The organism is Streptomyces sp. NPDC005551 (assembly GCF_042871785.1).
Taxonomy (GTDB): Bacteria; Actinomycetota; Actinomycetes; order Streptomycetales; family Streptomycetaceae; genus Streptomyces.
This window is the reverse complement of the sequence record NZ_JBIAJE010000003.1, coordinates 768,496-782,925: the sequence shown is the minus strand read 5'-3', so window position 1 is coordinate 782,925 and position 14,430 is coordinate 768,496. Positions and strand designations below refer to the sequence as shown.

General features: G+C 74.7%; 11 protein-coding genes. 5 read left to right on the top strand and 6 right to left on the bottom strand.

Annotated features, from left to right (window positions below):
• Positions 1–3: 3 nt before the first annotated feature.
• From ACFYP4_RS11745 to ACFYP4_RS11735, 3 genes are all read right to left on the bottom strand, one after another.
• Complete coding sequence (locus ACFYP4_RS11745; RefSeq protein ID WP_358850765.1) at positions 4–651, bottom strand: HAD family hydrolase; 648 nt, start codon at positions 649–651, stop codon at positions 4–6.
• 199 nt (positions 652–850) lie between these two features.
• Entirely contained in the window at positions 851–2,863 is a 2,013-nt protein-coding gene (locus tag ACFYP4_RS11740; RefSeq protein WP_388784926.1) for an NAD-binding lipoprotein, read from the bottom strand.
• Between the two features lie 410 nt (positions 2,864–3,273).
• On the bottom strand, positions 3,274–4,953 hold the full coding sequence (locus ACFYP4_RS11735) for an FAD-dependent monooxygenase (RefSeq protein ID WP_388784924.1): 1,680 nt from the start codon (positions 4,951–4,953) through the stop codon (positions 3,274–3,276).
• 474 nt (positions 4,954–5,427) lie between these two features.
• On the opposite strand from ACFYP4_RS11735, the gene fusA reads away from it, so the two are divergent.
• On the top strand, positions 5,428–7,515 hold the full coding sequence (gene fusA / locus ACFYP4_RS11730) for an elongation factor G (protein ID WP_388784922.1): 2,088 nt from the start codon (positions 5,428–5,430) through the stop codon (positions 7,513–7,515).
• Positions 7,516–7,812: 297 nt separating this feature from the next.
• Here the strand turns inward: fusA and ACFYP4_RS11725 are convergent, their stop codons facing one another.
• The gene (locus tag ACFYP4_RS11725) at positions 7,813–8,463 is read right to left on the bottom strand and encodes an endonuclease (RefSeq protein WP_358850762.1); all 651 of its coding nucleotides are present in this window, start codon (positions 8,461–8,463) and stop codon (positions 7,813–7,815) included.
• Positions 8,460–8,810 (bottom strand): DUF3140 domain-containing protein, encoded by a 351-nt coding sequence (locus ACFYP4_RS11720; protein WP_358850761.1) that lies wholly within the window; start codon positions 8,808–8,810, stop codon positions 8,460–8,462. The genes ACFYP4_RS11725 and ACFYP4_RS11720 overlap by 4 nt, the downstream gene beginning before the upstream one ends.
• A 264-nt stretch (positions 8,811–9,074) precedes the next feature.
• On the opposite strand from ACFYP4_RS11720, the gene ACFYP4_RS11715 reads away from it, so the two are divergent.
• The 4 genes from ACFYP4_RS11715 (at position 9,075) to ACFYP4_RS11700 (ending at position 13,493) form a co-directional block, all read left to right on the top strand.
• Complete coding sequence (locus ACFYP4_RS11715) at positions 9,075–10,262, top strand: thiolase family protein (RefSeq protein ID WP_388784920.1); 1,188 nt, start codon at positions 9,075–9,077, stop codon at positions 10,260–10,262.
• A gap of 69 nt (positions 10,263–10,331) precedes the next feature.
• Complete coding sequence (locus ACFYP4_RS11710; protein WP_358850759.1) at positions 10,332–11,840, top strand: long-chain fatty acid--CoA ligase; 1,509 nt, start codon at positions 10,332–10,334, stop codon at positions 11,838–11,840.
• A 74-nt stretch (positions 11,841–11,914) separates the two neighbouring features.
• Entirely contained in the window at positions 11,915–12,688 is a 774-nt protein-coding gene (locus ACFYP4_RS11705; RefSeq protein WP_388784917.1) for a sulfite exporter TauE/SafE family protein, read from the top strand.
• 58 nt (positions 12,689–12,746) lie between these two features.
• Positions 12,747–13,493: a cobalt-precorrin-6A reductase gene (locus ACFYP4_RS11700; protein ID WP_358850757.1), complete on the top strand. Its 747-nt coding sequence runs from the start codon at positions 12,747–12,749 to the stop codon at positions 13,491–13,493.
• A 118-nt stretch (positions 13,494–13,611) separates the two neighbouring features.
• On the opposite strand, the gene cobF is transcribed toward ACFYP4_RS11700, so the two are convergent.
• Positions 13,612–14,382, bottom strand: a complete 771-nt coding sequence (gene cobF / locus ACFYP4_RS11695; RefSeq protein ID WP_358850756.1) for a precorrin-6A synthase (deacetylating) — start codon at positions 14,380–14,382, stop codon at positions 13,612–13,614.
• Positions 14,383–14,430 lie beyond the last annotated feature (48 nt).

Below are 14,430 nucleotides of genomic sequence, written 5' to 3'. Positions count from 1 at the left end.
GCGTCAGCGGGCGGAGTGCGTGAGCAGGTAGTCGATCGCCTGGGTGACGTCGTCCACGCTGTGATGGGGCACGGCGAGATCGTCGGGCCAGGGCCGCCCGCGGACCCAGATCGGCTGCAGTCCCGCCTTGTACCCGCCGGCGATGTCGTTCTCCGGGTCGTCGCCGATCATCCAGTCGTCGCGCGAGAGCTGGGTGCCGCACCGGGCCGCCGCCAGCTCGAAGAGGCGGGGATCCGGTTTGCGCACGTCGATGTCGCCGCTGGCCGCGATCCCGTCGATCAGATCGGCGAGACCGGTGGCGCGGATCTTGGCGCGCTGGATGTCGGACGGCCCGTTGGTGGCGACGCCGACCGTCCAGGAGGCGGCCCTGAGCCGGGCCAGGCTGTCGAGCACGGCGGGGCGGCAGGTGACGGCGGACGCCATGCGGTCGATGTACGCGCGCCACAGGTCCGCGGCGGATTCGTCCAGGTTGAAGAGTTCGCGGAGCCGGGCGAAGTCCTCCGGGCCCGCCCGGTCGGCGAGCTGCGTGAGCATCCAGTGCTCGACGTCGGGTCCGTAGCCGCGCGTGCGAGTCAGCTCGCCCACGGCCTCGGCGAACGCGGAACGACGGTCGACCAGGGTCCCGTCCAGGTCGAAAAGAGCCAGGCGCATGCGGTGACCTTAGCCTGGTTCGTCTCTTCCGTCCGTGCTGGTTCCCGCCGATGGGCGGGCCTGGCCCAGGCGCTCGGCGGCCGCGGCCGGCGTTCCGGGATCACGCGGGTCTTCGGGCGGCTTGAGCGGGCTCGGGCTGAACCGGGCTCGGCTGAACCGCTCGGGCGGAACCGCGCTCGGGCGCCGACCGGTTCGCGGCTCACCGAGGTGGCCGCGGGCCGGGTTCCTGGACGGGGTACGGGCTTTGCCGGTCGTCGCCTCCGGTGTCCGCGTGCGTGTCCGCCCCGGCGGGAGCCGTAGGTTCCGTCGCCACGAGGACCACCTGGTCCTCGGCCCGCCACTCGCGCTGTTCCGCCTTGGGCGGATTGAGCCGGACCCCGTGGTCCGGGGGCTGCCTCCGCAGGTCGTGGCGGCGGTAGCCGATGGCGCACTCGCCGCGGTCGCGCGCGGCGGCCACGACGGTCGCGAAGGAGGCCACGCTCCCCGGGCGGACGTAATGTCCCGCCGGCCGTAGGCAGATCGTGCTGCCGTCGGCGGAGAACAGCTCGTCGAACACGGCCGCCAGATGGCGGTTCTGCGCGATCTGTGCCATGAGCAACCCGGTCAGCTCGCCGCTGACGATGACGTCGGAGCCCGGGTCGAGGGGAGCCAGGGGGCGGTTGCGGTCGTCGGTGAGCTCGGTGACCACGCGCGGCTCCCGCCCGGTCCGCTCCTCCAGCACCCGCAGGGCCAGCAGGGTGACCAGGGTGCGGTCGTCGGGGCGGTCCGGCCCGTCGCCCGGGTCGGGTCCGAGCACGACCGTCCCGTCGTAGGGCGTCAGGTCGAACCCGAGCAGGGTCTCGGGCCGTGACAGCGCGGCGGACCGGAAGCGCACGGTCAGCCGGGGGGTGTCCGCCGGTTCCGGCTCGGGCTCCCGGGCCGGGGCCGGCACGGCCCGGTCCGTCACCACGTCCAGCACCGAACCCGGCCGCGCCGTGCGCCGCAGCTGCTCCACGACGAGGGGCGCCCGCCGGTTCCAGCCGAGCAGCAGCAGGTGCGCGGCACTCTCCCGCGGTGGCTCCGCGGAGGCGGTCGCCGACGTGTCGACGAGGTGCCGGCAGTCCTCCGGCCGTGCCCCGTCGTCGTCGGGGGCGAGGACGATCAGGCGGCTTCCCGGGGTGACGACGGTGTCGGCGGCGGGATTGAGCAGGGGGTGTCCCCCGGGGGTGAGCAGTCCCACCACGCAGGCGGTGGGAAACCCCAGCAGGACCGTGCCGAAGGGAACCCCGTGGAACGCGGTGGCGTCGGCGAGATGGAACTCGTCGCCGGCGAAGTCGAGCAGATCGCGCAGGACGAGGGAGAGGCCGGGGCGGCCCACGCACTGCGCGATCAACCGGGCCGTGACGGTGTCGGTCTCCAGGACCGTGCCCCGCGGCCCGGCGGCTAGCCGGGCCGCGGCCCGGAACCGGTCGTCGCGCACCGCCGCGAGGACCGGCGGCCCCTCCGCGTCCTCCCCGAGCACGGCCCGGAGCGCCAGCAGGGTGCGCAGCACCTCGGCGTCGGCCGTCGGCTCATCCGACGGCAGCACCAGCACGGTGCGCGCCGTCCGCGGGCTGACCAGCGCGAGTACGGCCGGATCGCTCGCGGGGCCGCTGCGGCAGATCAGCCGCGTCCGGCCGGGCGGGCCGACGTGAGCGGCCAGCGCCCGCTCCATCTCGGCCTTGTCCCGGTCGGCGAGCAGGACGACCGCCCGGGGCCGGTGCGGGACCTGCGCGGCGATCAGCTCCGCCACGACCGTGAACACCTGGTCCGACCAGCCGAGCACGACGGCGTGGCCCTCCTCCAGGACCGTCGAGCGGCCCCGGCTCAGTTCCGCGAGCCGCTCGGCCAGCCCGGTCGTGATCACTCCGACGAGGGTCGACACACAGAGCAGCGCGACCAGTCCGAGCAGGGCCGCGAGCAGCATGCGCAGCGGCGTACCGTCCACCGCCCCCAGCCGCAGGGTCTCCGCACTGGACCGCCACACCGCCGTCAGCCGGCCCGAGAGCGAACGCGGCGCACCGGGATCCGTCCACACCAGCAGCGCGCTCACCGGGACCACGACGGCCAGGCAGCTGACGACCAGCCAGCCCATCAGGGAACCGGTGCTGCGGGCCAGCGTACGGTCGAACCGGTAGCGCGCCCGGTCCCGCAGCGACACCCGCCGCCGCTCCTCCGGCCGATCTCCGCCCACGCGCACCCCTCGCCTCGTACCGCACTCGCCGCGGCAGCCACCCCGTCGCGCACGGCCGCGACGCCGCACCGACGGGCGGGGCACCGCCGACAGATCCGCTCCGCACAGTGCTTGCTCCGGCGCCGGGACACGCGGCTTTCGGGGGTCGGTTCATTCTTTCGGGCAGGCTCCCGAGGAGCGGCGCGGGCCCAGTCCGACGCGTCTCCGGCCGGGAGGCACCTCCGGTGCGCGGGCGGGTACCCGTACGGGCATGTCGGCCTACCCGCACCACGGCACCTACGAAGGCGCTCCGACCGTCTGGGCGTTCGTCGCCGCGATCCTGCTCGCACTGGTCGTGGGGTGGTACATCCGGCGCCGGCCGTAGGCGCGCCCGGGGGCGGGCGACGCGGCCCCGCGTGAGCCGAAGACCCCTATGCGCGGAAGGCCCGGGCGAGGCACGCGGCGAGCTCCCGCGGGGCCGGCGGACGCTGCCGCGCCGCCAGGTAGCCGTCGGGCCGTACGAGGAAGGCGGTCGGGGCCTGCGCCGCGAACCCGCGCGCGAACTCCCCCCGCGTGTCGCGGTAGACGGGAAGCAGCCCCGCCCCGGCCGCCGCGTCCGCGGACCGGACGACGGCGATCGTCTCCACGCGTCCCCGCGCCGACTCGGCCGCGGCGCGGGCCAGTTCGTCGAAGCCCTCGTCCGGGGCGCCCGTCCCGTACAGCAGCAGTACGTGGTCACGCTCCCGGAGCACGTCGTACAGCCGCAGCGCATGGGCCGCGACCGGGCAGGTGAGGCCGCCGCAGTCCGGGACCCGGTCGCCGGGCCGCGGTCCCTCGCCGTCCACCGCCGGGTCCGGCGAGTCCACGATCGGACTGTCCCGGTAACCGACGAGGAGCTGTGCCTCGCGGAGCATCAGCGTCGCCGGGTCCTCCGGGTCGGCCTGGACGCCCTCGGCGGCGTGCCGCACGGTGCGCCCGACGACCTCCTCGCCCACCGGGCGCCGCTCGGCGTCGTAACTGGCGAGCAGGTCCGGATGCGCCGCCCCCTCGACCGCGAGGGCGAGCTTCCAGGCCAGGTTGAACGCGTCCTGGATGCCGGTGTTCATGCCCTGCGCGCCGGTCGGCGGATGGATGTGTGCGGCGTCGCCCGCGACGAAGACCCGGCCCTCGCCGTAGCGGTCCACGATCCGGTGGCTGATGCGGAACACCGAGGACCAGCGGAGGGCCGACGCCGTCACCGGCCGCGGCGACAGGCGGTCGAGCACCTTCTGGATGTCGGCGAGCCCCGGCGCCGGACCGCCGTCGAGCCCGTGCGCCACCGCGTCCCTGCCCGGCTCCGTGTCCCAGGCCCGTCCGGCCGTGGAGAGCGCGGGCGGGACCGTCGTGGACATGCGGTACCGGCCGTGCCCCGGCAGCGGGATGCACACCAGGACGTCGTCGACGGCGCCGTCCGGCCCGCGGTGCATGGAACGCACGCCGTAGCCCGCGGGCAGGTCCCAGTCGACCTCGACGTCGGCCAGCATGTACTCGTCCGGGAAGGCTCCCCCCTCGAAGCCGAGGCCGAGTCCCTTGCGTACGACGCTGTGCGCGCCGTCGCAGCCGACCAGGTACCGGCACCTGACCTCCTCCTCGCGCCGTACCGGAGCCTCGCCGCCGGCCGAGCCGGAGGTGGTGACGAGCCGGGCGGTCACCCCGTCCGCGTCCTGGCGGAACCCCACGAGCTCCGTGCCGCGCTCGACCGGCGTGCCGAAACGGGCCAGGAACCCTTCGAGGAGGCGCTCGGTCTCGTACTGCGGCAGCGCGGCGAATCCGTACGGCACCTCGGGAGGCAGTACGAGGTCGTACGCGCCCTGCTCGGTGCCGTTGACGTACACCAGCTGTCCGCGCATGGGGACGGCCGCCTCCAGGGCGTCCCGTACGAGGCCCATCCGGTCCCAGACCTCCAGCGTGCGCGGCTGGATGCCCACGGCCTTGGCGTACGGGAGCCGGGCCGGGAGCCGGTCCACGACACGGACCGCGACCCCGCGCCGTCGCAGTTCCCCGGCCGCTGTGAGCCCGACCGGACCCGCTCCGGCGACCAGGACGTCGGTGGTGTGGGCGTTGAGCGGCATGGACGCCTCCTGACACGGAGCCCGAGCGGTTGCCCCCTGGTCCCTCCCTGTCCATGGTGGGCCGCGGGGCGCCACGCCGCACCCGGGGTCCGCGCTGGGGAAAAGCGCGTGCCCCGCGCCCGTCCGGCTCCCTACACTCGCCACACACCGTGCGCGTCCGGCCGTCGCCGCGCACTCCGTGACGAACGAGGGGAGCCCGGCCGTGCGTTGCCACACGACTGCCGCCGTTCCCCGGTCACGCTTCGACGTGATCCTCGTGTCCTCGTCCGGCCGGTGCCCGCTGCGCGGCCGGCACCGGACGCCCGCGACGAACACCTGACGCCCACCGACCTGATGGAGCGTCACATTCCCTTTTCCGTCCGCTGGTCGGATCCCCGCACGCTGTGCCGGGTCCCGACGCGGGCTGCCCGGTAGGGGACTTCGTCCGGGAATCGCGCCGCCCTTCTTCCAGCGACGCTCCGAAAGGCACGGACCGTGCGTACCGACCTGCACCGTCACCCCGTCAACCCGCTGACCGCCGTCCGCAATCTGGGCATCCTCGCCCACGTCGACGCCGGGAAGACCACCGTCACCGAGCGGATCCTCTACCTCTCCGGCGCCACGCACAAGCGCGGTGAGGTCCACGACGGCACGACCGTCACGGACTTCGACTCCCAGGAACGCGACCGGGGCATCACCATCTTCGCCGCGGCCGTGAGCTGCGACTGGGACGCACACCGGATCAACCTGATCGACACCCCGGGCCACGTCGACTTCTCCGACGAGGTGACGCGCTCGCTGCGCGTGCTCGACGGCGCGGTCGCGGTGTTCGACGCCGTCGCGGGCGTCGAGCCGCAGAGCGAGGCGGTGTGGCGGCAGGCCGACCGGTACGGCGTCCCGCGCATCGCGTTCGTCAACAAGCTGGACCGTGCGGGCGCCGACCTCGACTCGGCGGTCGCGTCGATCCGGGAACGTCTGCATCCGGCCCCGCTGGCCGTCCAGTTGCCGATCGGTACGGAGGACGGCTTCACCGGGGTCGTGGATCTGCTGCGCATGCGGTCCCTGGTGTGGGCCGACGGCGGGGACGCGGCCGTGGAGGGGCCCGTACCGGACGCGCTGCGCGACGAGGCGAAGCGGCGCCGCCGGCTGCTGGAGGAAGCGGTGGCGGAGCTGCACCCGCTCGCCCTGGAGGAGTTCTGCGCGGGCTCGACGCTCTCCGCGGACACGCTGGCGTCCGCGCTGCGCGACCTGACCCGCAGCGGTGACGGCGTGGTCGTGCTGTGCGGCTCGGCCTACCGCAACCGCGGGATCGAGCCGCTGCTGGACGCCGTGGTCGCCTATCTGCCCTCGCCGCTGGACGTACCCGCGGCGCGGGGCACCTGGGACGGCACGGAACAGGAACGGGCCGCCGACCCGGCGGCACCGCTCGCGGCCCTGGCGTTCAAGGTCGAGGCGACCGCCATGGGACGGCTGACCTTCCTGCGCCTGTACTCGGGGACGATCCGGACGGGAGAGACGGTGTGGAACGCGAACGCAGACCGCACCGAACGCGTCGGCCGGGTGCTGCGCGTGCAGGCCGGCCGCCACACCCGGCTGGACCGGGCGGTGGCCGGCGACATCGTCGCGGTCATCGGGCCGAAGGCCACGCGCGCCGGATCGACCCTGTGCGCCGCCGGAGCACCGCTGGTACTCGAACCGCCGACCGTGGCCGACCCCGTGGTCTCCGCGGCCGTCGAGGCGTGCGCGGGCACGGACACCGACCGGCTGGCGTCGGCACTGGCGCGACTGGTGGAGGAGGACCCCTCACTCGTCGTCAGGACCGACCCCGAGACCGGCCAGACGACGCTGTCGGGCATGGGCGAGCTGCATCTGGAGGTGGCCGTGGAGAAGGTGCGCCGCGCCCACGGGCTGGACGTCCGGGTCGGCCGGCCGAAGGTGGCGTACCGGGAGACCGTCGTCCGGGGCGTGGGCGGACTGGTGTACCGGCACGTCAAGCAGGACGGCGGCGCGGGCCAGTTCGCCCATGTCGTCCTCGACGTGGAACCGCTCGACGGCGAGGACCCCGGCGCGACGGGCTTCGCGTTCCGGTCGGCCGTCGTCGGCGGGCGGGTGCCCCAGGAGTACGTCCGTGCGGTGGAGGCGGGCTGCCGTGACGCGCTGGCCGAGGGGCCGCTCGGCGGTCACCCCGTGACAGGGCTGCGCGTGGTGCTGACCGACGGGGCGACGCACGCGAAGGACTCCTCGGAGATGGCGTTCAGGGCCGCCGGCCGGTTCGCGCTCCGGGAGGCCCTGCGCGCGAGCACGATGGCCCTCCTGGAGCCGGTGGCCGACGTCACGGTCACCGTGCCGGTCGACGCCGTGGGCGGTGTGCTGGGCGATCTGGCCGTGCGTCGCGGCCGGGTCTCCGGCTCGGCCACGCGCGGGGGAACGGCGGTGATCACCGCCACCGTGCCGCTGGCCGAGTTGTTCGGCTACGCGACGCGGCTGCGTGGCCGGACCCGGGGCCGGGGAGTCTTCACCGCCCGGCCCGCCGGCTACGCCCCCGCCCCGGGCCCGGCGTCCCGCACGGCACCGGCCCGGTGACGTCACGACGGTCCCGCCCCCGCAAGGGCGGGACCGTCCTGCCGCGACCGGCCACACCGGTCTGCGTACGTCCCTGGGGACTGGCCCGGCGGGTCCTCGTACGCCCCCCGGGGACCGGCCCGGCGGTCTCCGCACGCCCCTCGGGGACCGCGTTGCCGCAGGTCGCGCCGGTCGCGTCAGGTGACGGCGGGCGCAGGCCCAGCTGAGCGCCCCGTGCGCGAGCAGACGGACGCCCCCGGCCCCGGGGGTCGTCGCCCCGATGTCCGCCGGCGGTGGCACAGCCCGGGGCGGGTGCTCTCACGCGGCGGTCCCGAGGACCTCCTCGGCCACCCGCCTGTCGAGCGCCGAGCGGACCAACGCCGCCGCCAGGACGGCCGGTTCGGTGTTCCCGGCGAGTTCGACCAGCCGGCCGGGATCCTCGGGAAGGCCGAGCCGCCCCGCGCCCTGCAAAGCCTTGCCGTCGACGTACGGCGCCGTCTCGGGCCAGACGCGCTGGACCTCGCGCAGGAAGATGTCCGCGCCCGTGGGCCCGATTCCGGGCACCTCCCGCAGGAGGGCGCGCAGCCGGGGCAGGTCGCCGTCGCCCTCGTCCCGCAGGCGCCGCAGATCGCCGCCCCAACGCTCCGTCAGCAACCGGGCGCCGTCGCCGAGCCGGGTCGCCGTACGCTCGTCGTAGCGCCGGTAGCCGCCGGCGCCGAGCGCGGCGACCCGCGTGTGCCGGTCCGCCGCGGCCATCCGCCGGGGATCCCGCAGTCCCGCGTCGTACAGGGATCGGGCGGTCGCCACGGCGACGGAGGCACGGATGCGCGCGCTCAGCAGGCCGGCCAGCACGAGGGTGCGGTACAGCGGCTGGGGGCTGTTCCGCAGCGTGATGCCCGCCTCCTCCGCGTACGTGCGGCCGTACGAGGCGACGAGCCGCTCGATCACGTGGCGCTGCCCGTCGGTCACGTCCCCGCTCCCTGGGGCGGCCGGAGCGCGTCGTGTCCGAGGGTCATCAGCCGGTGGCGCCGCCGCTCGTCCTCGGCCAGGGGCTCCTTCGCCCCGTCCGTCTCGGCGGTGACGGTGTCCACCACCTCGTACATGACGTCGATGTCGTCGTCGGTGAGGTCCGTGCGCCGCTTCTGCAGGAGGGCCAGGACGTGCTGCCCGGTGGGCGCGCCCGCGTGCTCGGGCGCCGGCTCCGCGTTCTCGTCGGCGTCCCGGATCCGCAGCCACGCGGCGAGCTCCTGGGACGTCATGTTCACCACGCGGTGGAATTCGGCCCACAGCGCGTCGAGTTCGAGGGCGTCGGTCACGGTGTGACTCCTTCCGGTCGCTTCCGGGGACGAGGATCCGTGGACGCGCCCGGCTCCCGCGGGGCCCGGTCCCCCCGCGCGGGTGCCCAGGAGGGATGGGCGGAAACCGCTCTGATCGTTTCCCGGCGGGGAGGGGCGGGCAGGCCCCCGGAGGGCCTTCCCAGCGGGCGGGCGGCGGTCTATAGTCCAAAACTAGCAGTGCTAATTAACGGGGTCCTCGTCATCACATCCCGTCCCAGTCCGGTGTCCGTCAGGAGTCCTGCCGTGCGTCCCGTCCACTTCGCGGCCGCCCGCCGCACCCCCATCGGCAAGCTGCGCGGAGCCCTCTCCGCCGTACGCCCCGACGATCTCGCCGCGGCCGTGCTCCGCGCGCTCCTCGCCGATGCGCCCGCCCTCGACCCGGCCCGGATCGACGACGTCTACTGGGGCGCCGCCAACCAGGCGGGCGAGGACAACCGCAACGTCGCCCGCATGGCCGCCCTGCTCGCCGGACTCCCCGCGACGGTGCCCGGCGCCACCGTCAACCGGCTGTGCGCCTCCGGCCTGGAGGCCGTCACCACGGCCGCCCGCACGATCGCCGCGGGCGAGGCCGACATCCTGCTCGCCGGCGGCTCCGAGTCCATGAGCCGCGCCCCGTTCGTGCTGCCCCGCCCCGACGAGGCGCTCCCGCACCGCATCGAGACCGTCGACACCCGGCTCGGCTGGCGCCTGGTCAACCCGGCGATGAAGGACCTGCACGGCGTGCTCTCCATGGGCGAGACCGCCGAGGAGGTCGCCGAACGGTACGGCGTCCCGCGCCGACGCCAGGACGAGTTCGCCCTGCGCAGCCACCAGCGCGCCGCGGACGCCCGCAAGAACGGGTACTTCGACGCCGAGCTGCTGCCCGTCACCCGCCCCGACGGGGTCGTCGTCGACACCGACGAGTGCGTCCGCGAGGACACGTCGTACGAGAAACTGGCCCGCCTCAAGCCGGTGTTCCGCCCCGGCGGCACGGTCACCGCGGGCAACGCCTCACCGATGAACGACGGCGCCGCCGGGCTCCTCCTGGTCAGCGAGGACGCCCTGCGTGAACTGGGGCTGGAATCCCTCGGGCGGTACGTCGCCGGCGCCTCCGCGGGCGTCCACCCCGACGTCATGGGCATCGGACCCGTGCCCGCCACCGAGAAGGCGCTCGCACGCGTCGGCTGGACGGTCGCCGACCTGGAGGAGGCCGAGTTCAACGAGGCGTTCGCCGCCCAGGCGCTGGCCTGCGTGGACCGGCTCGGCATCGACCCGGAGCTCGTCAACCCGACGGGCGGCGCCATCGCACTCGGCCACCCGCTGGGCTGCTCGGGAGCCCGCATCCTCACCACCCTGCTCCACCGCATGCGGCGCTCCGGCGCGGCACGCGGTCTCGCCACGATGTGCGTCGGCGTCGGACAGGGGAGCGCGGTGCTCGTCGAGCGCCCCTGAGAGCCGCGGGACGCACCGCAGAACGACCTGGTCCAGAGCCGCACCAGCACGGAAACGGAGTACTCCTCCATGGCAACCCTGTCCCTCGCCGCGATCCTCGCCGAGAACGCCCGCCGCCGCCCCGGACGGACGGCGCTCGTCGAGGGCGATCTGCGCCTCACCTTCGCCGAGGTCTGGCAGCGCGCCCTCGCCCAGGCCGGCGCCCTCGTCGGACTCGGCGTACGGCCCGGGGACCGGGTGGCGCTGATGGCGCCCAACACGGCCGAGTTCCCGCAGGCCTACTACGCGATCGCGGCGGCGGGCGGCGTGGTCGTCCCCGTCCACCTGCTGCTGTCCGCCTCCGAGGTCGAGCACGTCCTGAAGGACAGCGGCGCCACCCTGCTGCTGTGCCACCCGGCGCAGGCGGAGACCGGCACGGCGGCCGCGCGCACCGCGGACGTCCCGGTCGTGACCCTCGGCACCGAGTTCGAGACGCTCGCCGCGCGGGCCGACCCGCTGCCGTCGTACGTCGGCCGCCAGGCCGACGACCCCGCCGTCGTCTTCTACACCAGCGGCACGACCGGCGTCCCCAAGGGCGCCGTGCTCAGCCACTTCAACCTGGTGATGAACGCGACCGTCAACGCCTTCGACGCCAACGACATCCGCCCCGACGACATCGCCCTCGGCGCGCTCCCGCTGTTCCACGCGTTCGGCCAGACCGTCTCCATGAACTCCACCTGGCGTGCGGGCGCCACCCTCGTCCTGCTGCCGCGCTTCGACGCGGCCCGCGCCGTCGAGCTGATGGTGAAGGAAGGGGTGAACACCTTCCACGGCGTACCGACGATGTTCGTCGCGCTGGCCGCCGTCGCGGCCTCCATGGACGAGCTCCCCGACCTGCGCGTGTGCGTCTCCGGCGGCGCCTCGCTGCCCGTCGCCGTCCTGGAGCGCTTCGAGGAGGCCTTCGGCGCGACGGTCTACGAGGGATACGGGCTGTCGGAGACCTCGCCCACCGCGACCGTGAACCAGCCCCTCTTCGGCACCAGGCCCGGCACCATAGGCCATCCCCTGTGGGGCGTCGACGTCGAGATCGCGCGCGCCGAGGTCGAGGGCCGCATCGAACTGCTGCCGCCGGGGGAGCTCGGCGAGGTCGTCATCCGCGGGCACAACGTCTTCTCCGGATACCTGGGCCGGCCCGAGGCGACCGCCGAGGCCGTGGTCGACGGCTGGTTCCGCAGCGGCGACCTCGGCACCAAGGACGACGACGGCTTCCTGCGGATCGTCGACCGCAAGAAGGACGTCATCATCCGCGGCGGCTTCAACGTCTACCCGCGCGAGGTCGAGGAGGTCCTGGCCCGCCACCCCGGCATCGCCCAGGTCGCGGTCATCGGCCTGCCCGACGAACTGCACGGCGAGGAGGTGTGCGCGGTCGTCGTCCGCACGCCCGGAGCCGCGCCGGACGCCGCGGAGATCACCGAGTGGTCCAAGGAGCACCTGGGCCGGCACAAGTACCCACGGCGCGTGGAGTTCGCCGACGAGCTGCCGCTCGGCCCGAGCATGAAGGTCCTCAAGCGGGAGCTGCGGGTGCGGTACACGAGGTGACGGCGGTGGGCGCGGCCACCCGACGGGACGCTCCCGGCCCGGCGGGAACACGGTGACATAGCATCGGTTCCCGCATGAACACGATCACGCTCTGGCACATATCGCCCTGGGAGTTCGCCGCCCTCGCCGCCGCGGCCCTGCTCGTCGGCTTCTCGAAGACCGCGGTGAGCGGGGCCAACACCATCAGCCTCGCCGTCTTCGCCGCCGTCCTGCCGGCCCGCGCCTCCACCGGCGTGCTCCTGCCCCTGCTGATCGTCGGTGACGTCCTCGCCGTCCTCACCTACCGGCGGCACGCCCACTGGCCCACGCTCTGGCGGCTGTTCCCCGCCGTCGCCGCGGGTGTGGTCCTCGGCACGCTCTTCCTGGCGCGGGCCGGCGACGGGGCGGTACGGACGTCCATCGGCGCGATCCTGCTGTTCATGGCGGCGGTCACGCTGTGGCGCCGCCGCACCGCGGACCGGGACCAGGAGCCCGACTCCGTCGTCACGCGGACGGGGCGGATCAAGGCGCGCTCGTACGGGGTCCTCGGCGGCTTCACCACGATGGTCGCCAACGCCGGCGGTCCCGTGATGTCGCTCTATCTGCTCTCCGCGGGCTTCCGCAAGCTGGGCTTCCTCGGCACGTCCGCCTTCTTCTTCCTCATCGTCAACGTGTCGAAGGTGCCCTTCAGCGTCGGGCTCGGCCTGATCGACGGGAACTCGCTGCTGCTCGACGCGGCGCTCGCGGCCTTCGTGCTGCCGGGTGCCCTCCTCGGCAAGTGGGCCATCGACCGCATCGACCAGCGCCTGTTCGAGCAGCTCGTGATCGCCGCGACGATCGTCGGAGGCGTCCAGCTGCTGCTGCGCTGAGCCGCGCCGGCAGCACCTCACGGACCGTCGTCCACGCGCTCCCCGTACGCTCGGCGCCATGTCCCCGCACATCCTGGTCCTCGGCGGTACCACCGAGGCACGCGAACTCGCCGCCCGCCTCGCGGCGCGGCCCGGAGTGCGGGTGACGACATCGCTCGCCGGGCGCGTGTCCCGGCCCGGCGCGCTCGACGGGGACGTCCGCGTCGGGGGGTTCGGCGGGGCGGAGGGGCTGGCGTCCTGGCTGCGCGAGCACCGGGCGGACGCCGTCGTCGACGCCACCCACCCCTTCGCCGCGGGCATCACGGCGAACGCGGCGCGGGCCGCCGCGACGGCCGGTGTCCCGGCCGTCGTCCTGCGCCGCCCCGGCTGGCACCCGGAACCCGCCGACCGCTGGCACCCCGTCGCGTCCCTCGACGAAGCCGCCGCGGCCCTGCCCCCGCTCGGCCGCCGGGTCTTCCTCACCACCGGCCGGCTGGGCCTCGCCGCCTTCGCGCGGCTGTCCGCTCACCACTTCCTCGTCCGCTCGGTGGAGGCACCCCGGCCGCCGATGCCGCCGCACACGCGGGTGCTGCTGGCCCGCGGCCCGTTCACCGTGTCCGACGAGCGGGCCCTGCTGCGCGAACACCGCATCGACGTCCTGGTGACGAAGGACAGCGGGGGAGCCGCGACCTCGGCGAAGCTCACCGCCGCCCGCGAACTCGCCCTCCCCGTCGTCGTCGTACGCCGTCCGCCGCTGCCCGCCGGGGTCGTCGCGGTGCCGGACGTCGCCGGAGTCCTGGACCGGCTGGACCTCGGCCCGCGGTGACGGACCGCGGAGCCCGACGAGGGACGGTGCGTGCCGGTCGCCCCGCCTCCGCGCGGGCGTCGGTGGCCGGGTCCGCCCTGGGCGGACCCGGGCGCCCACCCGCCGCCGGTGCCTGCGCCTACTCGCGCGGACGCCTGCGCAGCAGATACGTGTCCATGATCCAGCCCTTGCGCTCCCGGGCCTCCGCGCGCAGGCGCTCGATCCGCGGGGCGGCCTCCGCCAGGGGACCCGAGTCGAGGATCTCGTCCGGGGTGCCGATGTAGGCGCCCCAGTAGATGTCGATGTCCTGGTCGGCGTACTGCCGGAAGGTCTGGTGGGCGTCGAGCATCACCACGACGTCGTCCACGCCCTCGGGGAAGCCCTCCGCCAGCCGGCGCCCCGTGGTGATCTGGACGGGCCGCGCGACGCGGTTCAGGCCCGTGCGGTGTCTGGCGACGAGCGCCGAGACGCTGCTGATGCCGGGCACCACGTCGTACGTGAACGCCACCGCGCCCCGGCCGAGGATCTCCTCCAGGATGCCGAGCGTGCTGTCGTACAGCGCGGGATCGCCCCACACCAGGAAGGCGCCGCTCTCGTCCTCGCCCAGCTCCTCGGCGATCAGCCGCTCGTAGATCTCCGCGCGGGCGCTGCGCCAGTCCCCGACGGCGGGCGAGTACGCCGTACCGCCGGCGGTCCGGTCCCGGTCCGGATCGCGCGCCTCGACCAGCCGGTACGCCCCGTCCGGCACGTGCGCGTCGAGGATGTCACGGCGCAGCCCGACGAGGTCGGACTTCACCTCGCCCTTGTCCAGGATGAAGAACACGTCCGTGCTCCTCAGCGCCCTGACCGCCTGCAGGGTCAGCTGCTCGGGATCGCCCGCCCCAATACCGATGACATGTATCTTTCGCACGCACCGAGTCTGCCGCACGCCGCGGGCGCCCGGCGCACCGCGTCCGCG